General features: G+C 70.1%; 16 protein-coding genes and 1 pseudogene. 7 read left to right on the top strand and 10 right to left on the bottom strand.

The features are described 5' to 3' along the window. Nucleotides 1-69 precede the first annotated feature (69 nt). The 3 genes from OG819_RS07695 (at nucleotide 70) to OG819_RS07705 (ending at nucleotide 3,253) form a co-directional block, all read left to right on the top strand. The gene (locus OG819_RS07695) at nucleotides 70-1,131 is read left to right on the top strand and encodes an iron-siderophore ABC transporter substrate-binding protein (RefSeq protein ID WP_266648611.1); all 1,062 of its coding nucleotides are present in this window, start codon (nucleotides 70-72) and stop codon (nucleotides 1,129-1,131) included. Between the two features lie 44 nt (nucleotides 1,132-1,175). Further along, nucleotides 1,176-2,162, top strand: a complete 987-nt coding sequence (locus OG819_RS07700; RefSeq protein WP_266652609.1) for an iron ABC transporter permease — start codon at nucleotides 1,176-1,178, stop codon at nucleotides 2,160-2,162. A gap of 83 nt (nucleotides 2,163-2,245) precedes the next feature. Further along, nucleotides 2,246-3,253 carry an iron ABC transporter permease gene (locus OG819_RS07705; RefSeq protein WP_266652611.1) on the top strand — a complete coding sequence of 336 codons (1,008 nt, stop codon included), beginning with the start codon at nucleotides 2,246-2,248 and terminating at the stop codon, nucleotides 3,251-3,253. Nucleotides 3,254-3,598: 345 nt separating this feature from the next. Here OG819_RS07705 and OG819_RS07710 read toward each other — a convergent pair whose 3' ends face one another. Further along, entirely contained in the window at nucleotides 3,599-4,642 is a 1,044-nt protein-coding gene (locus tag OG819_RS07710; RefSeq protein WP_266648613.1) for an NAD(P)-dependent alcohol dehydrogenase, read from the bottom strand. 171 nt (nucleotides 4,643-4,813) lie between these two features. Between OG819_RS07710 and OG819_RS07715 the strand changes: the two genes are divergently transcribed. After that, nucleotides 4,814-5,704 (top strand): helix-turn-helix transcriptional regulator, encoded by an 891-nt coding sequence (locus OG819_RS07715; protein ID WP_266648615.1) that lies wholly within the window; start codon nucleotides 4,814-4,816, stop codon nucleotides 5,702-5,704. A gap of 138 nt (nucleotides 5,705-5,842) precedes the next feature. Here OG819_RS07715 and OG819_RS07720 read toward each other — a convergent pair. Next, nucleotides 5,843-6,235: pseudogene (locus OG819_RS07720) on the bottom strand (group II truncated hemoglobin); the annotation flags it as partial. A 117-nt stretch (nucleotides 6,236-6,352) separates the two neighbouring features. On the opposite strand from OG819_RS07720, the gene OG819_RS07725 reads away from it, so the two are divergent. Continuing rightward, nucleotides 6,353-6,574, top strand: coding sequence for an ATP-binding protein (locus OG819_RS07725; RefSeq protein ID WP_323139330.1), 222 nt, complete (start codon nucleotides 6,353-6,355; stop codon nucleotides 6,572-6,574). 286 nt (nucleotides 6,575-6,860) lie between these two features. On the opposite strand, the gene OG819_RS07730 is transcribed toward OG819_RS07725, so the two are convergent. The 5 genes from OG819_RS07730 to OG819_RS07750 form a co-directional block, all read right to left on the bottom strand. Further along, the gene (locus OG819_RS07730) at nucleotides 6,861-10,103 is read right to left on the bottom strand and encodes a S8 family peptidase (RefSeq protein ID WP_266648617.1); all 3,243 of its coding nucleotides are present in this window, start codon (nucleotides 10,101-10,103) and stop codon (nucleotides 6,861-6,863) included. Between the two features lie 262 nt (nucleotides 10,104-10,365). Beyond that, entirely contained in the window at nucleotides 10,366-11,049 is a 684-nt protein-coding gene (locus tag OG819_RS07735) for an ABC transporter ATP-binding protein (RefSeq protein WP_266436608.1), read from the bottom strand. Nucleotides 11,050-11,327: 278 nt separating this feature from the next. Further along, complete coding sequence (locus OG819_RS07740; RefSeq protein WP_266627996.1) at nucleotides 11,328-12,803, bottom strand: ABC transporter permease; 1,476 nt, start codon at nucleotides 12,801-12,803, stop codon at nucleotides 11,328-11,330. Between the two features lie 291 nt (nucleotides 12,804-13,094). After that, nucleotides 13,095-14,345 (bottom strand): Ig-like domain-containing protein, encoded by a 1,251-nt coding sequence (locus OG819_RS07745; RefSeq protein WP_266627994.1) that lies wholly within the window; start codon nucleotides 14,343-14,345, stop codon nucleotides 13,095-13,097. Nucleotides 14,346-14,627: 282 nt separating this feature from the next. Next, complete coding sequence (locus tag OG819_RS07750; RefSeq protein WP_266648619.1) at nucleotides 14,628-14,975, bottom strand: hypothetical protein; 348 nt, start codon at nucleotides 14,973-14,975, stop codon at nucleotides 14,628-14,630. A gap of 110 nt (nucleotides 14,976-15,085) precedes the next feature. On the opposite strand from OG819_RS07750, the gene OG819_RS07755 reads away from it, so the two are divergent. Further along, nucleotides 15,086-15,466, top strand: coding sequence for a cell wall protein (locus OG819_RS07755; protein WP_266648621.1), 381 nt, complete (start codon nucleotides 15,086-15,088; stop codon nucleotides 15,464-15,466). Nucleotides 15,467-15,503: 37 nt separating this feature from the next. Continuing rightward, nucleotides 15,504-16,241 carry a DUF2625 family protein gene (locus OG819_RS07760; RefSeq protein WP_266648623.1) on the top strand — a complete coding sequence of 246 codons (738 nt, stop codon included), beginning with the start codon at nucleotides 15,504-15,506 and terminating at the stop codon, nucleotides 16,239-16,241. A gap of 125 nt (nucleotides 16,242-16,366) precedes the next feature. Here the strand turns inward: OG819_RS07760 and OG819_RS07765 are convergent, their stop codons facing one another. The 3 genes from OG819_RS07765 to hutH all read right to left on the bottom strand — a co-directional run bounded on the left by OG819_RS07765 (nucleotide 16,367) and on the right by hutH (nucleotide 20,102). Then, nucleotides 16,367-18,004, bottom strand: coding sequence for a DEAD/DEAH box helicase (locus tag OG819_RS07765; RefSeq protein WP_266648624.1), 1,638 nt, complete (start codon nucleotides 18,002-18,004; stop codon nucleotides 16,367-16,369). A gap of 135 nt (nucleotides 18,005-18,139) precedes the next feature. Further along, nucleotides 18,140-18,343, bottom strand: a complete 204-nt coding sequence (locus OG819_RS07770; protein WP_028803001.1) for a cold-shock protein — start codon at nucleotides 18,341-18,343, stop codon at nucleotides 18,140-18,142. A gap of 220 nt (nucleotides 18,344-18,563) precedes the next feature. Then, nucleotides 18,564-20,102 (bottom strand): histidine ammonia-lyase, encoded by a 1,539-nt coding sequence (hutH, locus tag OG819_RS07775; protein WP_266652615.1) that lies wholly within the window; start codon nucleotides 20,100-20,102, stop codon nucleotides 18,564-18,566. Between the last annotated feature and the right edge of the window lie 72 nt (nucleotides 20,103-20,174).

Genomic DNA, 20,174 nt, shown 5'->3' on the forward strand with positions numbered 1-20,174 from the left:
CCCTCGCGACACTCCCCCGCACCACAGGGTCTAAGGTTAGGCTTGCCTTAGTCATTGATCGGAGTACCTGTGCGCACCTTGGGGTCGAAGGCCGTCCTGGCCGTTGCCGTCGTCGGCGGTCTGCTGGCCGGATGTTCGTCCGGGAACGGGGACGGTGAAGACGGCTCCTCACAGAGCAAGGGCACCGCCGGCGGCGACCGCAATCTCGTGAGCGGAGCCTCGGAGGGCCCCTCCGTCGCTCCGAGCGCCGTCGCCGCCGGGATGGGCGCGGGCCGCGCCAAGGACGGCCAATTCCCACGGACCGTCGGGCACTTCGAGGGCAAGTCGGAGATCAAGACCGCGCCCAAGAAGATCGCCGCGCTCAGCACCGGCCAGCTGGACGACCTGTTGACCCTGGGCATCGTGCCCACCGTGACGACCCGCGCGGACAACGCCGGGCTGGTGCCGGGCTATCTGAACGACGCCTTCCCCGCGTACAAGAAGCAGTTGTCGGCCATGACCGACGCGGGCACCCGTACCGCGCCCAACCTGGAGACGCTCGCCGCCGCCAAGCCCGATCTGATCCTGATCAACGACTCGCTCGGCGACCTCTACCCGAAGCTGTCGAAGATCGCCCCCACCGTCGTCACGGCCGGCAACGGCATCAACTGGAAGCGGGACCTGCTCCTCGTCGGTGACGCGGTCGGCAAGGGCGACAAGGCGCAGGAGCTCCTCGACGGCATCGTGAGCGACGCCGCCACGCGGGGGAAGCGGCTCGGCGGTCCCGCCGTGTCCATGGTGCGGTTCACACCGGACCGGACGCGGATGTTCGGGGTGTCGTCGTTCACCGGCTCCATCGCCGTCGACATGGGGCTCTCCCGGCCCAAGTCGCAGCAGTTCAAGGCCATTTCGCAGGACATCGGGGCGGAGAGCATCGATGTCGCGGACGGGGACTGGATCTTCTACTCCGTGCAGGGCGACGCCGCCAAGACCGACGCGGGCAGCGTGCTCGCCCGGCCCCTGTGGAAGTCGATGAAGGCGGTCAAGGCCGGGCACGCCGTGAAGGTCGACGACGACCCCTGGTACCTCAACGCCGGCCCCACCGCCGCCCGGCTCGTCGTACGACAGCTCGCGGACACCCTCGGCAAGTGACCGGACGTACGTCTGCCGCCCGCCGCACGTCCGCCCCGGCAGGCGTGCGGCGGGCGGCCTGGCTGGGCGTGGCCCTCCTCCTCGCCGTCACCGCCGCCGCCCTCAGCCTCGCCGTCGGCACCCGCCCCGTCCCGCTGTCCGCCGTCCTCGACGCGCTGGTGCACGGTGGGAGTTCACCGGACGCGCTGGTCGTACGGTCGCTGCGGGTACCGCGGACCACGATCGGACTGACCGCGGGTGCCGCCCTCGGAATCTCCGGGGCGGCACTCCAGGCGGTCACCCGCAATCCGCTCGCCGACCCCGGCATCCTCGGGCTGAGTCAGGGAGCGGCGGCCGGTGTCGTGTTCGCGATCGCGCTCGGCTGGGCGAACGGCTTCGGCGGGTACGTCTGGTACGCCTTCACCGGCGCGGTCATCGCCGCCTGCGTCGTGTACGCCATCGCCTCGCGCGGACGCGGCGGCGCCTCCCCGGTGAAACTGGCGCTCGCCGGAACCGCCCTGTCGGCGATGACGGCGGGAGCCACGACCGTCGTCCTCACCTCCAGTTCGGCCACGCTGGACCAGTTCCGGTTCTGGCAGGTGGGTGCGCTCAGCGGGCGCGACGCGGGAACGGTGGGGCGCATGCTGCCCTTCCTCGCCGCGGGCGCGCTGCTCGTACTGGCCTGCGCCCGCGGCCTGGACGCGCTCGCGCTCGGCGACGACACCGCGCGGGCACTCGGCCACCGGGTCGCGCTCGTACGAGGCTGTGCGGCGCTCGGTGCGACCCTGCTGACCGCGGCCGCGGTCGCCGCCGCGGGCCCCATCGCCTTCGTCGGCCTGGCCGTCCCCCACCTCGCCCGCCGGCTCGTGGGCGGCGGCCACCGCTGGACCCTCCCCCTCTCCGCGCTCCTCGGCGCCGCCCTGCTGCTCGCCGCGGACGTGGCGGGCCGGGTGGTGCGCGCCCCGGCGGAGGTACCGGCCGGAGTGATGACCGCGCTGGTCGGCGTGCCGGTCCTGGTCGTACTCGTACGGCGGAAGGGCGTGGCCTCGTGACCAGGGCACCCACGGCACGCCCGACGCCCACTGGGCCCACCGCCCCTCGCACCACGTACCCGCACGCGGCCGGACTCGCCGTCCTGCGCCACCGGCACCTCTCCCTCCTCCTGCACCGGCGCGCCGCGGCCGTCGTCACCGTCCTCCTCCTGCTCCTCGCGGGCGTGATGCTGCTCGCGGCGTGTGTCGGACAGACGTACGTCCCACCGGGCGAGGTCTGGCGGGTGCTGCGCGGCCACGGCGGCCCGTACGACCTGGTCGTCGGCGAGCTGCGGGTCCCGCGGATCGTGCTCGGCGCGCTGGTCGGAACGGCGCTCGGGCTCTCCGGGGCGCTCGTACAGACCGTGACACGCAACCCGCTGGCCAGTCCGGACGTCATCGGCGTCGGGCACGGCGCCGCCGCCGCGACCGTACTGGCGCTGACCACCGGAACCGTCGCCTCCCCCGGCGCGCTCCCGGCCGTCGCCGTCACCGGCGGTCTCGCGGCCGCCGCGCTGGTGTACGTACTGGCCTGGCGGCACGGAATGCAGCCGAGCCGGTTCGTACTGACGGGGGTCGGCATCGGCGTGGCGCTGTCGGCGGTCGTCCAGCTCTACCTCACCGACAGCGAACTGGCCGCCGCCGAGCAGGTCAAGCTGTGGCTGACGGGCAGTCTGAACGGGCGCGGCTGGGAGCAGGCGGGCCCCCTCGCCTGCGTCCTCCTCCTCTCGCTGCCCGCCCTGGTGTGGGCGAGCCGCGCGCTGCGCCCGCTCGGCCTGGACGCCGACACGGCCGCCGCGCTCGGCGTCCGCGTCCAGCGCACCCAGCTGGGCCTGACCGTCCTCGGGGTGGTACTCGCCGCGGTCGCGACCGGCGCCGCAGGTCCGGTCGGCTTCGTCGCCCTCACCGGCCCCCAACTGGCCCGCCGCCTCACGCGCACCCCACAGCTCCCCCTCGCCGCCTCCGCCTTGACGGGCGCGCTGATCGTGGTCGGCGCCGACCTGGTGGCCCGCACGCTGATGCCGCCGCTGGAGATCCCGGTCGGCGCGCTCACGTCCCTGGTGGGCGGCCCGTATCTGCTCTGGCTGCTGGGCAGGTCCGGCCGCCGCTGACGGACTCGCCGTACGTACGGTGGAAACGCCGAGGGCGCCGATCGGTCGTACGACCGATCGGCGCCCTACTGCTGAGACGTGACCCGCGACTAAGGCCTGTCCGGCGGATCAAGTCGGAGGGCAGCGACGGTGCCTCATCAACGCTGGTGAGCGGGGCTTGGCGCGTTCAGCTCTGCAAGGCGGAGGAGGGCGTCGACGCGATGGGGGTCCCCCCGCTCGAGCGAAGTCGAGAGTGGGGGAGTCGGCGACCGACGACAACGCGGCTGGGGGTCCCCCCACGCCCTTAAGGCAGTGGGGGAGTGCGTGCCAAGCCCCGCGTCTGCGGCATGATCCGCCGGACCGGCCCTAGATGGTGGCGGCGTCGATCACGAAGCGGTAGCGGACGTCGCTCGCCAGCACCCGCTCGTACGCGTCGTTGATCTCGGACGCGCTGATCAGCTCGATCTCGGCGCCGAAGCCGTGCTCGGCGCAGAAGTCCAGCATCTCCTGGGTCTCCTGGATGCCGCCGATACCGGAACCGGCGAGGGTCTTGCGGCCGCCGATCACCGAGAAGAGGTTGAGCTTGACGGGCTCCTCCGGGGCGCCCACGTTCACGAAGGCGCCGTCCGTCTTGAGCAGGGACAGGTAGGCGTCGAGGTCCAGCGGGGCGGACACGGTCGACAGGATCAGGTCGAAGGTGCCGCGCAGCTTCTCGAAGGTCTTCGGGTCGCTGGTGGCGTAGTAGTGGTCGGCGCCCAGCTTCAGCCCGTCGTCCTTCTTGCGCAGCGACTGCGACAGGACGGTCACCTCGGCACCGAGCGCGTCCGCGATCTTGACGCCCATGTGACCGAGGCCGCCCATGCCGAGGATCGCGACCTTCTTGCCGGGGCCGGCGTTCCAGTGCTTGAGCGGGGAGTAGGTGGTGATGCCGGCGCAGAGCAGCGGCGCGGCCACGTCGAGGGAGATGCCGTCGGGGATGCGGACGGTGTAGTTCTCGTCGACGACGATCTTCTCGGAGTAGCCGCCGTAGGTGGGATCGCCGTTCTTGTCGAGGGCGTTGTACGTGCCGACGCCGCCGCTGCCGGTGCAGTACTGCTCCAGGCCCGCCTTGCAGTTCTCGCACTCGCGGCAGGAGTCGACCAGACAGCCGACGCCCACGCGGTCGCCGACCTTGAACTTGGTGACGCCGGGGCCGACCTCGGCGACGATGCCGGCGATCTCGTGACCGGGCACCATCGGGAAGATCGCCTTGCCCCAGCCCTCACGGGCCTGGTGGATGTCCGAGTGGCAGATACCGGCGAACTTGATGTCGATCAGGACGTCGAACTCGCCGACCGGCCGGCGCTCGACGGTGGTGCGCTCCAGCGGAGCCTTGGCGGCGGGAGCGGCGTACGCAGCAACAGTGGTCATGCCGGGGGTTCTCCTAAGGAGTGGTCGTGCGCCCGGCTGCCTTCCGCCGGGCACGGTCTACAGCCTGCCTCACGGCGGATCCTTCACCCAGGTCACGGCTTTGCGTACGTCCGCTGGTCCTACTACTGGCGGGGTCAGGTTCACCGGCGTACGACCGTGAATACTGGACGTATGGACGAACAGCCCTCCCCTCCCCTGGACCGGCGTGCCGAGCTCAGCGAGTTTCTGCGCACCCGCCGGGCCCGGCTGAAGCCGGAGGACGTGGGACTGCCCGACTTCGGCCGGCACCGCCGGGTGCCGGGGCTGCGGCGCGAGGAGCTGGCACAGCTGGCCGGGGTGTCCGTGGCGTACTACACCCGCCTGGAACAGGGCAACGGACGGAACGTGTCGGCGGAGGTACTCGACGCGATCGCCCGCGCCCTGCGGCTGACGGATGCCGAGCACGCGCATCTCACCCACCTCGCGAAGCCCAAGGCGCACAAGAAGAAGCAGCCGGCGCGGCCCCAGCAGGTACGGGGTGCGCTGCGGCAGCTGCTGGACTCGATGGACGGCATCCCCGCGTACGTCGGCGGGCGGCGTACGGACATCCTGGCCTGGAACCGGATGGCGGCGGCCGTGTTCGGTGACTGGTCGGAGCTGGCGCCGCAGGAGCGGAACTGGGCGCGGCTGGTGTTCCTGAAGCCCGAATACCACGATCTGTTCGTGGACTGGGAGCAGAAGGCGATCGACATCGTCTGCCTGCTGCGCATGGACGCGGGCTGCCACCCCGACGATCCGCGACTCTCGTCGCTGGTCGGCGAGCTCTCGGTGAAGAGCGAGGACTTCCGGCGGCTGTGGGCCACGCACGACGTCAAGGAGAAGAGCCATGGGGTGAAGCGGATGCGGCATCCGCTGGTGGGCGATCTCTCACTCCAGTTCGAGTCGTTCCGGCTGCCCGACGACAACGAGCAGTCACTGGTCACGTACCACGCGGAGCCGGGGTCCGCCTCGGCGGAGGCGCTGCGGTTGCTGGCCAGCTGGGGCACGGACGCGACTCGCGCGGGCGCGAGCACGCCCCAGTAGCCCCGGCTCGGACCGGGGCTCCGCCCCGGATCCCCGGCCGCCCGAAGTGCCTCGTCTGCGGGTGCGTGGGGGCTGGTCGCGCAGTTCCCCGCGCCCCTAAAAGCCTTCGCCCCGGCGGGGGCGAGGAAGTCTCGGAGGTCAGGCGTGGTACGGCGGGGCCGCTCCCCACGTCCACTTCGGTACCGGTTGGTCCCCCGGAGGGGTCGCGTCGGGGGCGGAGAAGTGGACGGCCAGCCGCGTCCCCCATTCCGCGTACGCGAGGAACGCGGAGCGGAACTCCGCGTCCGTGGGCAGGCCCGCGTCGTCCGCCGCGTCCTGGAGCAGGTTGACCCACCGGCGGCGCTGCACCTCGGTGATGTTCTTACCGAAGTGTTTCGCGACCATGTGGCCATGGCCGCCCTGGGTCTCGGAGTAGGCGGGCGGCCCGCCGAAGACCTCGCCGAGCCAGAGGGCGACATGCATCGCGTGTTCGGGGGCCAGACCCTCAAACACCGGTGCGAGGACGTCGTCCTTGACGACCTTGGTGTAGAACGCACCCTCCCCGGGGCCGTCCCCGCCCTGCGCCGCCAGGTCCGCGACCATTTCGGCGAACCGAGCCTCGAAGTCCAGCTCTGCGTCAGCGAGTTGGTGACGAACATCATCGACCACGTGGGAGAGGGCACACCGGTGACGGTCCGAGTCGCCGGCACGGACGGCGGTCACACCCTGGTCGAGGTCACCGACCCCGACCCGCGCGCCCTCCCCGTACTGCTGCACGCCGCACCGGTCGACGAGTCCGGACGCGGCCTCGCCCTCCTGGACGCGCTCACCCCGCGCTGGGGCGTGCGACAGGGCGCCGACAGCAAGACGGTCTGGTGCGAACTGGAATGAGAGCGATACCGTGCTCCGCTCCCCGCCAGTCCGCCCACCTCACCCGGCTGACTCCACGAGCAGTCACGTCTGCGCCGGGATTGGCACGTCTGGGCCACCCGAGACCTCCGCCAGGCCCGGCCACGGGCGCCGGAGCCGGCCCAGATCTGCCAATGGCTGTCCTGATCGACGCGCGGAGTTGTGGGGCGTCATCGTGTCGCCGACGCAGCACAAGGGCCCTTCGAGATGGGATTCTCGAAGGGCCCGAGAGTGGTGCTACGCGCCGACCTCAGCTACGTACCACTCCTCACTTTCCGTAGTACGCGTTGTAGATCGAGACCGTCGACTTGTTGCCCTGCTTGTCGGCGATCTTCGCGTGGAAGGAGATGCCCTTCCCCTTCGCCGGGTTCTTGACGGTGATCTTGCCGTTCTTGACCTTGAGCATCTTCCAGGTCTGGCCGTAGTCGTACGAGACGTACACGTACAGCGACTTGAGGTTCTTGCCCGCGGCCGAGCCCTGCACGGAGACCGGGATCGTGACCGTCTTTCCGGCCGCGACCCGGCTGTCGAGGCCGGTGGTGGCGTTGAAGCGGACCGTGGAGGTGGGCAGCTTCGCGAAGTCGGCCTTCTTGGACTTGAAGGTCCAGCTCACGTCGATCCGCGTGGAGGCCGCGGCGACCTTCACGGTGCGCTTGACCGAGCTCGTGAGCTTGTAGGTGGCCTCGGCGGCCGGGACCTTGAACTCCTTCAACCCGACGAGCGGGTCGTCGTTCGAGGCGACCTTCGCGCCGTTGCGGTACAGCGTCGTCGTCACCGAGGTGTACAGCGAGGAGCCCGGGTGACCGCTCCCGTCGGCGAACAGCGGCAGGTAGCCCGCGATGCTGTTGCCGTCCCGGAAGACGCCGTAGTCCGCGTTGATCTCCGGACCGAAGACGGCCGTGTTGTACGTCCTCGTGTAGCTCTTGCCCGCCTTGAAGGTCTGCGGGTAGTCGTCCGTGTAGTAGGCGTCGATGATCGGGGTCCCGGTGGCGTCGACGCCTGCGTCCTGCTCGAGGTCGAACGCCCACTGGACCTTCTCACCGGTCGACACGTACAGCGTGCGCGAGGACGGCAGCTTCTGGCTGACCCCGACACTCATGCTGTCGTCGTCGGGCAGGAAGCCGTACGCGGTGACCGCGCCCGTCTTGCCGGACGCCGCGGCCCCGAGGTTCGCCTTCACCTTGGCCAGCTCGCTCGCCTTGTAGTGCTTGACGTGCGCGCCCTGGAGCTTGGTCGTCTTGGTACCGGTGAAGGTGTCGTACTCGGTGCCCGCGCCCTTGGTCCACTGTCCGGACCAGCTCTGGAAGAGGCCGGAGGAGATCGCCGGGCCGACGTGCGCCACGCGCACGTCCTGGAAGGAGTCCAGGCCGATGCCGGTGCCGATGCCGGTGGCGTCGTCGAAGAAGTCGACGACTGCCGACAGCGGCTTCGCCCCCGCGTCCGGCACCGTGATGTCGGCGCCCTTGGCGGTACGGGCGTCGAGGGTCACCGTGGTGTTCTTGGTGACGCTCAGACGGGGCTGGACCAGCCAGTCGACCCCGCCCTTCGCCTCTACCAGGTCCTTCACGGAAAGGGAGTTGAGCACGTACTTGCCCTTGGGGACGCGCAGGGTCGCGGTGTCGGCCGTGCTCTGCGACGTGTAGTCCCGGGCCTCGCCGAGGCCGGAGTAGCCCTCCAGGTCGGTGAGGTGCGTGGGCGTCTCACCGGCACGGTTGACGTACTTGAAGGTGACGTCGTACGACTCCACCTCGCGCTCGACCGCGACGGCCGTGCGCACGGCCTGACCGCCGCCGCTCGCCGTCACGTACGCCGAGTACGCGCCGTCGAGGGTGCCGCCGAGCTTCGTGTTCGCGGTGACGTCGACGTAGGCCTTGCCGCCCGCCGGGACGGTGACCGTCTTGGCGCCGAGCGCGAAGAAGCCCGCCGGAGCCGCCTGGCCCTTGGGGTCGGTCGCGGAGATCGCCAGGGTCAGCGTGACGTCCGTCGTACCGAGGTTGCGGTACGTCAGCTGCTTGGTCGTCGCCGTGTCGTCGGTGTGCGGCCACTGCGCGATCCCGAAGCTCACCGACGACGGGTCGGCGATCACGGTCTGCTTGATCGCCTTGTCGACGGCGATCCGGCCCGAACCCTGCTGGAACGGCGTGTACTTGCCGCCCTTCGCGGAGCCCGTCAGCGCACCCTTGAGCTCGGTGTACGTCCAGTCCGGGTGTTCCTGCTTGAGGATCGCCGCGGCGCCCGCGACATGCGGGGTCGCCATCGACGTACCGGAGATGGTCAGGTAGCCCGCGGGCTTCTCACCGACCTCCTGGTCGATGACACTGCCCGGAGCCGCAGCCGCCGTGATGTCCACGCCGGGCGCGGTGACGTCCGGCTTGATGCTGCCGTCGCCGACGCGCGGGCCGGTGCTGGAGAAGTCCGCCAGCTTGTCGTTGTCGTCGACCGCGCCGACCGTGAGCGCGGCGTCCGCGCTGCCGGGCGAGCCGATCGACTCGGGGCCCTCGTTGCCCGCCGCGATCGCGAAGAGGATGCCCTTCTCGGCCGAGAGCTTGTTGACCTCGGCCTCCAACGGGTCGACGTCGGGGGTGTCCTGGCCGCCCAGGCTCAGGTTCACGATGTCGGCGCCCTGCTCGGCCGCCCACTCCATGCCCGCGAGGATGCCCGAGTCATCACCGCTGCCGGTGTCGTCGAGGACCTTGCCGTTGAGGATCTTCGCGCCGGGCGCGACACCCTTGTACTTGCCGCCCGATTTGGCGCCGGTGCCCGCCGCGATGGACGCGACGTGCGTGCCGTGGCCGAAGTGGTCGGTGGCGTCGGCGGCGGCGGAGAAGTTCTTGGACTCGATCACCTGGGTCTTGAGGTCCGGGTGGCTCGCGTCGACACCGGTGTCCAGGACGGCGATCTTGACGCCCTTGCCGTCGTATCCGGCCGCCCACGCGGTGGGGGCGCCGATCTGCGGCACGGACTTGTCGAGGCTCGCCTTGCGGACGCCGTCCAGCCAGACGTGCGCGATGCCGGAGGCCGTCTTCCCGTCGTCGGTGACCGCGGACCACAGCTCGGCCGCGTCCCGCTGCGGCGTCTGCACCGCGTCCGCGTTCAGGGCCTTCAGGCTCCTGCGGAGCGTGCCGGCCTCACGGACGTCGGCCTTGGCGGCCGCCGCGGTTCCCCGGTAGCCGACGATCACCTTCAGGCCCCGCTGCTGGGACTTGCGGACCGCCGCCTTGTTGAGCTCGGTGACATCGAACAGTCGGCGGTCGAGCTTGCCGTCGGCTATCAGCGCCTGCGCGTCGGCCGGCACCACCAGGGTGTGGCCGTCGGCCTTGCGTATCTGCACGGGTACGTGCTCACGGCCCTTGGCCCGCTCGAAGCCGACGACGCGCCCCTTGGCGTCGACGACCACCCGGTCACCGGTGATCAGGGTGATGCGGTGCTTGGCCGTGATCCCGGCGGCTTTCCCCGCCGCGGAGACACCCCCCGTGCGCTGCTCCGCCCGCGCCGACGCCGGGCTGGTCATTCCCGCCGCCAGCGCCACGGACGCCGCTACGGCGACGCTCGCAGCGCACGCTCTCTTCACTTGTCTGCGCAAGTCTCCCCCTGGAGATCAGGTCCGGACGAATCCCCGTTCATCCGGTCGGGGGAAGTCTCGTACGCATGCACGTACACCCCCCGGAATACGCAAGTATGCCCGGGGGGTGATCGCCCCTCAATAGCGGGGTGAGGGTGAAGAGTTGACGGAGTTGTTTCGCTAAGACCCCACACGCTCCTTTTGTGCCTCTTTAAGCACCCGCGTTCTCCTTGACGGAGATCTTTCCCTTGCGGATCGTCGCGAGGCGCGGGGCCTTCTTCGCGATCGCGGAATCGTGCGTGACCATGATGAAAGTGAGCCCGTGCTCCTTCCACATGGTCTCCAGCACCTCCATGATCTCGTCGCGCATGGACTCGTCGAGGTTGCCGGTCGGCTCGTCGGCGAGCAGCACCTTCGGCTGCTTGACCAGGGCGCGGGCGATGGCGACACGCTGCTGCTGGCCACCGGAGAGCTCGGCGGGCAGATGCCCGAGCCGCTCGGCGAGCCCCACCGACTCCAGTGCGTCGGCGGCCCGTTGCCGCCGTTCCTTCACCTTCACACCGAGGGGTACGAGGGCGGTCTCCACGTTCTCCTGGGCGGTGAGCGTGGGAATCAGGTTGAAGCTCTGAAAGACGAATCCGATGTTCTCGCTGCGCACTTTGGTGAGCTTCGCCTCGGACAGTTTGGCCATGTCCGTGCCGTCGAGTTCGACGCTGCCCGCGGTGGGCCGGTCGAGACCGCCGAGCATCTGGAGAAGGGTGGATTTCCCGCCACCGGTGGGGCCCTGGATGACGAGCCGGTCGCCGTCCGCGATGGTCAGGTCGACACCGGCGAGCGCGTCGACCGTCTCCTTGCCCCGGGTATAGCGCTTGGTGACGCCTCTGAGTTCGTACATGGTGCAACTCCTGGATGAGGTGAAGGGGGTGCCCGGTACAGCGGGCGACAGCGGGCACCCCCCTTGAGGGGGCGGGGCCCAGGGGCTGGGGCCTGTCTTTTGGATCAGGCCGCTTCGGGAAACGGCGCCTGATCGGCACCGGTGAGCGGGGTCTGGTGCGTGCAGCTGCAAGGCGGAGGAGGAAGTCATGGCGGAGCCATGGCGACCGACGACAACGCCGCAGATGCGCGTGCCAGACCCCGCGGCCCAGGCCTGATCCAAAAGACAGACCCAAGGGCCTATTCGACGCGACGCAGGGCGTCCGCGGGGCGCAGCCGGGAGGCGCGCCAGCCGCCGAACGCCCCGGCGATCAGACCACCGGTGACGGCGAGGGCCACCGCGCCGACGATGGTGCCGAGGCTGACGGGCGCGGTGAGCGTGACGTCGAGGGCCTTGGCCGCGGCCTGCCGGCCGGGACCGCCGAAGCCGCCACCGCCACCGAAGCCGCCACCGCCGCCCTGGCCTCCGCCGCCGCCCGAACCGCCCACCTGCGCCTGCAGGGTGGGGCTGATCTCGGTGACGATGTAGGCGCCCGCGAGGCCGATCGCGATACCGAGGGCGCCGCCGACCAGACCGTTGACCATGGCCTCACCGACGACCTGCCGGGTCACCCGGCCCGACTTCCAGCCGAGCGCCTTGAGGGTGCCGAACTCACGCACGCGCCGGGAGACGGCCGAGGAGGTGAGCAGACCGGCGACCAGGAACGCGGCCACGAGCACCGCGATGGACAGCCACTTGCCGACGTTGGAGGCGAGGCTGGAGGCGGTGGAGAGGGAGCCGGAGACGGTGGACGCGAGGTCGGCCGAGGTGGTGACCGTCGTCCCCGAGATGTTCTTCTGGATGGTGCTCTTCACGCTGGAGATCTGCTGCGAGTCCGACGCCTTGACGTAGATCGTGGTGACCTTGTCCTTGGAGCCGCTGAGCGTCTGCGCCTGCTTGAGCGGGATGTAGAGGTTGGCCGCCGCGTCACCGCTGTCGGGCGTGGCGATACCGATCACCTTGTACTTGACGCTCTTGACGGTGACGGTGGAACCGACCTTGAGCTTCTGCTCCTTGGCGTACGAGACGTCGGCGACGACCACCTTGGCGTCGGTCTCGGACGTCTTGAACGTACGGCCGCTGGTGATCTTCGAGGAGGTCAGCGGGCCGAGGTCGGGCTTGGTGACGTCGGTGCCGTACACCGAGTAGTTGTTGACGTCGAAGTTGGCGCCGCCGCCCTCGACACGGCCCTGCGGGGACTGCTGGGCGTTCGGGCGCCCGCCGCCCTGGCCGGTGCCACCGCTCTGGTTCTGCTGGAACTGACCCCGTGTGAACTGGCCGTTGATCTTGATGACCTGGAGGCTCAGCCCGCCGACGGAGTCCGCGACGCCCTTCTGGGAGTCGACCTTGGTGACCGTGGAGGAGGCCAGGGTCTGGAAGCCCTGCACCATGACGCGGTCGCTGCTCTGCTCCTTGGTGGAGCCGTTGTCGTTCGCGTCGAAGTTGAAGCGCGGACGCTGGCTGGTGCTCGTCGCCGGCGCCGCCGCCTTGGTGACGGTCATGTCCGTACCCAGTCCGTACAGCGACTGGAGGACCTTGCCCTGCGCCTTCTCCATGCCGGACGACACGGAGCTGACCACGATGACCAGGGCGATGCCCAGGGCGAGTCCGGAGGCGACGACGAGCGCCGCCTTCCTGCGGCGGCGCAGTTCGCGCCTCAGGTAGGTGAAGAACATGGCGGAAAGCTAGGTACGGCGCGTGATGGAGGGATAAGCCCCGCATAAGAGAAGGATGAGAAGACTGTGGCGGCCCAGGAATTCACCTGTGGGCCGCCGAGGAATCCTGTGCACCCGCCAAGGCCGACGGCCCGCACCCCTGGCGGGGTGCGGGCCGTCGTACTGAGCAGCCGTCACGTTCGAACGAGCCGTCACGTTCGAACGACGAAGACCGCAACCATCAATTGAGGAACCACTATGGCGAGCAACCACGTCCGCGAAAGCGGCGGCGGTTTAGCCGCAAAGGCGAGCCTAGGCGGCCGAGCCGGCCTTCCAGGCGGACCAGCTCAGGTTCCAGCCGTTGAGGCCGTTGTCCGGGGCGATGACCCTGTCGCCGGTGTTCTTGACGACCACGACGTCACCGATCAGCGAGTGGTTGTAGAACCAGGCCGCGGGCGTGTTCGGGTCGCCGGCACCCTTGGTGTCCGACAGACCCACACAGCCGTGGCTGGTGTTCACCGCACCGAAGATGGACTTCGCGCCCCAGTAGTTGCCGTGGATGAAGGTGCCGGAGTTCGACAGACGCATGGCGTGCGGCACGTCCTTGATGTCGTACTCGCCCTTGCCGTCGGTCTTCGTGAAGCCGACCGTCGAACCGTTCATCCGGGTCTCCTTGAACTTCTCGGAGATCACCATCTGACCCTGGTACGTCTTGTGCTCCGGGGAACCCGAGGAGATCGGGATCGTCTTGATCGTCTTGCCGTCCTGGGTGACCTTCATGGTCTTGGTCTGGGCGTCGACGATCGAGACCTGGTTGCGGCCGATCTTGAAGGTGACCGTCTTCTGCTGCACGCCGTAGACACCGCTCGCGCCCTGGACGCCGTCCAGGTTGAGCTTGAGGGTGACGGTGGAGCCGCCGGTCCAGTAGTTCTCGGGACGGAAGTCGAGACGGTTGGCGTTGAACCAGTGGCCGACGACCTCCTGGCCGCTGCTGGAGGAGACGGTGATCCCCTTCTGCACGGCGGCCTTGTTCGTGATCGCCTTGTTGAAGTTGATCGAGACCGGCATGCCGACGCCGACCGTGGAGCCGTCCTCCGGCGTGAAGTTGCCTATGAAGCTGTTGGCCTGGGAGACCGTGGTGAACGAAGCGTTCTCGTGGGCGACGAGGCCCGCGGAGTCGGTGGCCTCGGCGGCGACCTTGTACGTGGTGGCGCGCTCGAGCTGGGCCGCGGGCTTCCAGCTCTTCTTGTCGGCGGATATCTGACCGGAGACGGGCGTGCCCGACTCGGTCGTCATGGTGACGGCCTGGAGCGTGCCCTTGCTCACGGTGACCGCTGCGGCGTTGTTGATGGAGGCGTTGTCGGAACCGTCCGCGGGCGTGATCTTGATCTGTGCCTGGGAGCTCTTCTTGGCCGCCGCCGCGTCGGCCTGGGCCTGCGAGGTCTCGCCGTCCGAGGCACTGGCCCTGCTGCCGTCCCCACTGCTGCACGCAGAGAGCACCAGCACTCCGCCGAGCAGTGCGGACGCGGCCATCAGTCGCTTGCGCCGCTTACTGTCCGTCATCACACGCTTCTCCATCGTCGCCGAATCACCTGGAACCACATGAGCCCCGTAAGAACCCTCAACGCTACGACCGGTTCGTCCCGTTCCACATACTTCTGATATGTGGGTCACACCGCGTCGATCCACAGCGTCAACCGAATCGACCGGAGCCGCCGGACCCCGATCGAGTGGTACCGACAGCCGGACCGGAATCACTGGTGCGGAGGTGGTCGGTGCGTCGTCAGAGACGACAGAACCCCGGGCGGCGGTTGCCACCCGGGGTCACGTTTTCCCCAAGAGGCCTCAGCCGACTCCGACTTCCTCGTCGTCATCCTCGTCGCCATCATCCTCGTCGAGGTCCCATTCCGGCGAATCGGGGTCGTAGTCGATCGGCTCACTGCTCCAGGAAGCCTGCGCGAGGTCGACCCCGGGCACCTCGCTGACCAGGTCGAACGGGTCGACGAGATAGGCGAGGGCCTCCGCAGTGTCTTCCGTCACTGCGTTCTCCGCATGGGCCCGCTCGTCGGCCGGCATGCCGGAGTCGTCCGCGATCCGACGCAGCGCGGCCTTGGAGACGGCGTCCGCGTCGTCGACTTCCAGTACCAGATCCACGCGAAGCCGGACAAATCGTGATGTCTCAGGAGTGCTCATGAGACGGAGCGTACGGCCCGTGGCTCTCACGACTTTCCCACGACCCGCGCCTTTCATTAGCATCGGCCCACACGGCCAATTCGCCAGCGCCACAAGGGGATCGATATTACGTGTCCGCCGCTCGTCGCTCGTTGCTGACCGCCACCGCAGCGGGAACCCTTCTGGGGGCCCTGTGGTTCGTCCCGTCCGCCAACGCGACTCCGGAAAAGCCTGTTCAGGCCGGCACCATGTCGACGAACACCACGTCGAGAACCGCGGTGCAGGCCTCCACGGAGTCGAGCGACACCCAGTCGGGCGCCGCCGATTCGAGCGACGCCGCAGCGAACGACACGGGGTCCGACGACACCGCGTCCAACGACAGCGGGACCCGGCTCGCCGACACCGGAAGCGTCAACACGACGCCGTACGTCGTCGGCGGAACCCTTTTCCTCGGCCTCGGCGCCGGCTTTGTGACCTACTCGGTGCGCCGGGAGCGCGCGGCGGCCTTCTGAGCGCGACGCTCCGGCCCGGAAACCCCACGGGATACCCATGCGAGACCTGACCGAGCTGACTGATGTCGAGGAGCCGGCGTGGCCGCTCCTCTCCGAGGCGATCTCCAACAGCAGGGTGTCCATGGATGTGCTGCCGGTGGACCCGGCGCAGGCCCGTGGATCCCTGCTGCAGCTGCAACTCACCGCGCGCTCCTGGCTCGGCTCCTTCGTGCTCAACTGCGGCGGGGTGCTGCTGGACAGCGGCTGGCTGCGCATCTACGGCAGCCCCGACGACGACGCGCCTCCGGGGACGCCGAGCTTCGCCGAGGTCAACGACATCCCCGAGCGGTTCGACCCGGCGTGGCAGCCGGAGGCCGGGCTGGTCGTCGCCCATGACGTCCTCGGCGGGGTCTTCGTGGTCAACGGATCCGACCCCGCACAGGCGAACCGCCCCGGCGGTCCCGGCGAGGTGCTGTACTTCGCGCCGGACTCCCTGCGCTGGGACGCACTCGGCGTGGGCTACGGGCCTTGGCTCAGCTGGATGATGGACGGCGCCCCGGAGCAGTTCTACGACACCCTGCGCTGGCCCGGCTGGCGCGCCGAGACGGGGCCCCTGCCGGGATCCCACGGGATCACCTTCGCCCCGGTCCTGTGGACGGCCGCCAACCGCCGCGACCTGCCCGCGGCCCGCCGCCGCGCCGTCCACATGTCGGACCTCATGGACCTCCACCGGGGCACCGGCCTGGAGCTCGACAAGATCGACCCGGGCTTCCTGGGCAACTTCGACGACTACTGAGAAGTTCCGCGCCCCTGGGGAGTGCGCCCCCGGGGGCGCACTCCCCAGGGGCGCGAGGCCGTCACATATGCGGCTCCGCCGCGTGGGCGCGACCAGCCCCCACCGGCCCGCAGACGCGATCCGAGCTACGCAGCGCGACGTCCGCCGCCGCCCTGCCCGCCACGCTCCGTACGTCGCTGCTGCGGGGCACGCCCGCGACCGCCGGAGCGACCCGCACCCCCCGTACCGCCACCCGTGCCACCGGCCGTACCGCCGGCGGTACGCCGCGGCTGACGGCCCTGCGACTCCGAACCCGAACCCGAACCCGAACCCGTACCGGCAGGGCGCCTCGCCCCGCCTCCGACCCGCGGCCGCGACCGCTTCTTCGGCTGCTCGGCCGGCTGCGGCACCTCGATGACGACCGGGACGCCGGAGGGCTCCTGGGCGCCGGTGAGGCGGGCCAGTTCCTCGTCGCTGGACGTGATCCGCGCCGTACGCGGGGTGATGCCGGCGTCCGCCATCAGACGCGTCATCTCCCGCCGCTGCTCGGGCAGTACGAGGGTGACGACGCTGCCGGACTCACCGGCCCGGGCGGTGCGTCCGCCGCGGTGCAGGTAGTCCTTGTGGTCGGTGGGCGGGTCGACGTTGACCACGAGGTCGAGGTCGTCGATGTGAATGCCGCGCGCCGCCACGTTGGTGGCGACGAGCGCGGTGACCTGGCCGTTCTTGAACTGGTCCAGGGTGCGGTTGCGCTGCGGCTGGCTGCGCCCGCCGTGCAGCGCGGACGCCCGGACACCGTTGGCGAGCAGCCGCTTGGTGAACCGGTCGGCGCCGCGCTTGGTGTCGACGAAGAGGATCACCCGGCCGTCGCGCGCCGCGATCCGCAGGGCGACGGCCTTCTTGTCGGTCTCGTCGGCGACGTGGAGCACATGGTGCTCCATGGTGGTCACCGCACCCGCCGAGGGGTCCACGGAGTGCACCACGGGGTCCGTGAGGAACATCTTCACGAGCCGGTCGATGTTCTTGTCGAGCGTGGCCGAGAAGAGCAGTCGCTGACCGCCCGGCTCGACCTGCTTGAGCAGCGCGGTGACCTGCGGCATGAAGCCCATGTCGGCCATCTGGTCGGCCTCGTCGAGGACGGTGATCGCGACCTGGTCGAGAACGCAGTCCCCACGCTCGATGAGGTCCTTGAGCCGCCCGGGGGTGGCCACGAGCACCTCGGCGCCACGGCGCAGCGTGCCGGCCTGCCGGCCGATCGACATCCCGCCGACGGCCGTGGCCACGCGCAGGTTGACGGCGGTGGCGTACGGCGTGAGCGCGTCGTCGACCTGCTGCGCGAGCTCGCGCGTGGGGACGAGGACGAGCGCGAGCGGCGCCCTGGACTCCGCCCGGCGCCCCGCCGTACGGGCCAGCAGGGCGAGTCCGAAGGCGAGCGTCTTGCCGGAACCGGTGCGGCCCCGGCCCAGGACGTCGCGTCCGGCGAGGGAGTTGGGCAGCGTCGCGCCCTGGATCGGGAAGGGCTCGGTGACGCCCTGCGCGGCAAGCGTCTTGGTGAGGGCCGCCGGCATGTCGAGCGCGTCGAAGGAGTCGACGGCGGGCAGCGCCGGGGTGATGGTCTCGGGCAGGGAGAACTCCTGCGGCGCCACGGCCTTGCGGGCCGGGCCCTTGCCACTGCCACTGCCACGGCCGCCGCTGCGGCCCGCGCCCTTCGCGAAGCCGCCGGCCTGGGCGCCACCACGTGCGTTTGCCGGCCGCTTACGGGCGGGACGTTCGGATCGAGTCATGCTGGATCTGGATTTCCTTCCTGGGCCCCACGGACTGCACGCACAGCGCTCGCTACTGACAAGCACTCACAGCACGAGCCGGGACCCGCACCCCGAAGGTGCGGGCCCCGGCTCTGGAAAAGCGCGTCCCCGAAATCAGGCGGGGATGATGTTCTCCGCCTGCAGGCCCTTCTGGCCCTGCGCGACGTCGAACGAGACCTTCTGGCCCTCCAGCAGCTCACGGAAGCCGGAGCTGGCGATGTTGGAGTAGTGGGCGAAGACGTCGGGGCCGCCGCCGTCCTGCTCGATGAAGCCGAAGCCCTTTTCCGAGTTGAACCACTTCACGGTGCCAGTAGCCATGTTGTTCTCCTGAACAGGTAGGGCCCCAATCCGGAGATGCACCGGGAAATGCCGGAGATGCCGGTAAAACAAAACGCGCCTGCGGAGGATTCCGATCAGGCGCACAAAGTAAATGGGTACCAAAAACGTATCAATGAGACAGTAGCACACTCCGGGGCGGGTGTGCGACGCGGTGCCGTGGGCCGGGGAGCATCCCCGGCCCACGTACGACACACGGAGGCTACGCGAGCGGACCGGTCACCGGCTCCACCGCCGCGACCACGTGACCGCCGCGCACGAACGCGTCCGCCGCCTCCAGGTCCGGGGCGAGGAAGCGGTCGGGGCCGGGACCCTGGACGCCGGCCGCGCGGACGGCCTCGATGACCGCCTGCGAGGCGGGGGCCGGGGTGAGGCCCTCGCGCAGTTCGATCGCGCGGGTGGCCGCGTACAGCTCGATCGCGACGATACGGGTGAGGTTGTCCACGGCGGTGCGCAGCTTGCGCGCGGCCGACCAGCCCATGGAGACGTGGTCCTCCTGCATGGCGGAGGAGGGGATGGAGTCCGCGGACGCCGGTACGGCGAGGCGCTTCATCTCGCTCACCAGCGCCGCCTGGGTGTACTGCGCGATCATCAGGCCCGAGTCGACGCCCGCGTCGTCCGCGAGGAACGGCGGCAGGCCGTGCGAGCGGTTCTTGTCGAGCAGCCGGTCGGTGCGGCGCTCGGCGATCGAACCGAGGTCGGCGGCGGCGATGGCGAGGAAGTCGAGGACGTAGGCCACCGGGGCGCCGTGGAAGTTGCCGTTCGACTCGACGCGGCCGTCGGGCAGCACGACCGGGTTGTCCACGGCGGAGGCGAGCTCGCGCTCGGCGACCGTGCGGGCGTGCGCGAGGGTGTCGCGGCCGGCGCCCGCGACCTGCGGGGCGCAGCGCACGGAGTAGGCGTCCTGGACGCGCGGGGCGTCGCCCTGGTGGTGGCCGGTGAGCTCCGAGCCCTTCAGCACGGCCAGCATGTTGGCGGCGCTGGCGCTCTGTCCGGGGTGCGGGCGGATCGCGTGCAGCTCGGGGGCGAGCACCTTGTCCGTCCCGAGGAGGGCTTCGAGGGAGAGCGCGGCGGTGACGTCGGCCGACTTGTAGAGCGTCTCCAGGTCGGCGAGGGCCATGACCAGCATGCCGAGCATGCCGTCGGTGCCGTTGAGGAGGGCGAGGCCTTCCTTCTCGCGCAGTTCGACGGGGGTGATGCCGACCTCGGCGAGCAGCTCGCCCGCCGGCCGTACGACACCGTCGGGGCCCTCGGCGTCGCCCTCACCCATCAGCGTCAGCGCGCAGTGGGAGAGCGGGGCCAGGTCGCCGGAACAGCCGAGCGAGCCGTACTCGTGGACGACCGGGGTGATCCGGGCGTTGAGGATGTCGGCCATGGTCTGGGCGACCTCGGGCCGCACACCGGTGTGCCCGGAGCAGACGGTCTTGAGCCGCAGGAACATCAGCGCGCGGACGACCTCGCGCTCCACGCGCGGGCCCATCCCGGCGGCGTGCGAGCGGACGATGTTGCGCTGCAGCTGGGCGCGCAGCTCCGGGCTGATGTGCCGGGTCGCGAGGGCGCCGAACCCGGTGGAGACGCCGTAGACCGGCTCCGGCTTGGCGGCCAGCGCGTCCACGATCTCGCGGGCCGCGGCGAGGGCCGCCACCGCCTCGCCGGAGAGCTCGATCCGGGCGCCGTCGCGCGCCACGGCGAGTACGTCGGACGCGGTCACTCCGGACGTCCCCACCACCACAGTGTGCATATCCATATTCAGGAGCGTACGCAGTGAATTCGATGATGTCACTAGTGGGTGCCCGGTTGACCCCTTACTTCG

The organism is Streptomyces sp. NBC_01549 (assembly GCF_026339955.1).
In the GTDB taxonomy this organism is placed as follows: Bacteria; Actinomycetota; Actinomycetes; order Streptomycetales; family Streptomycetaceae; genus Streptomyces.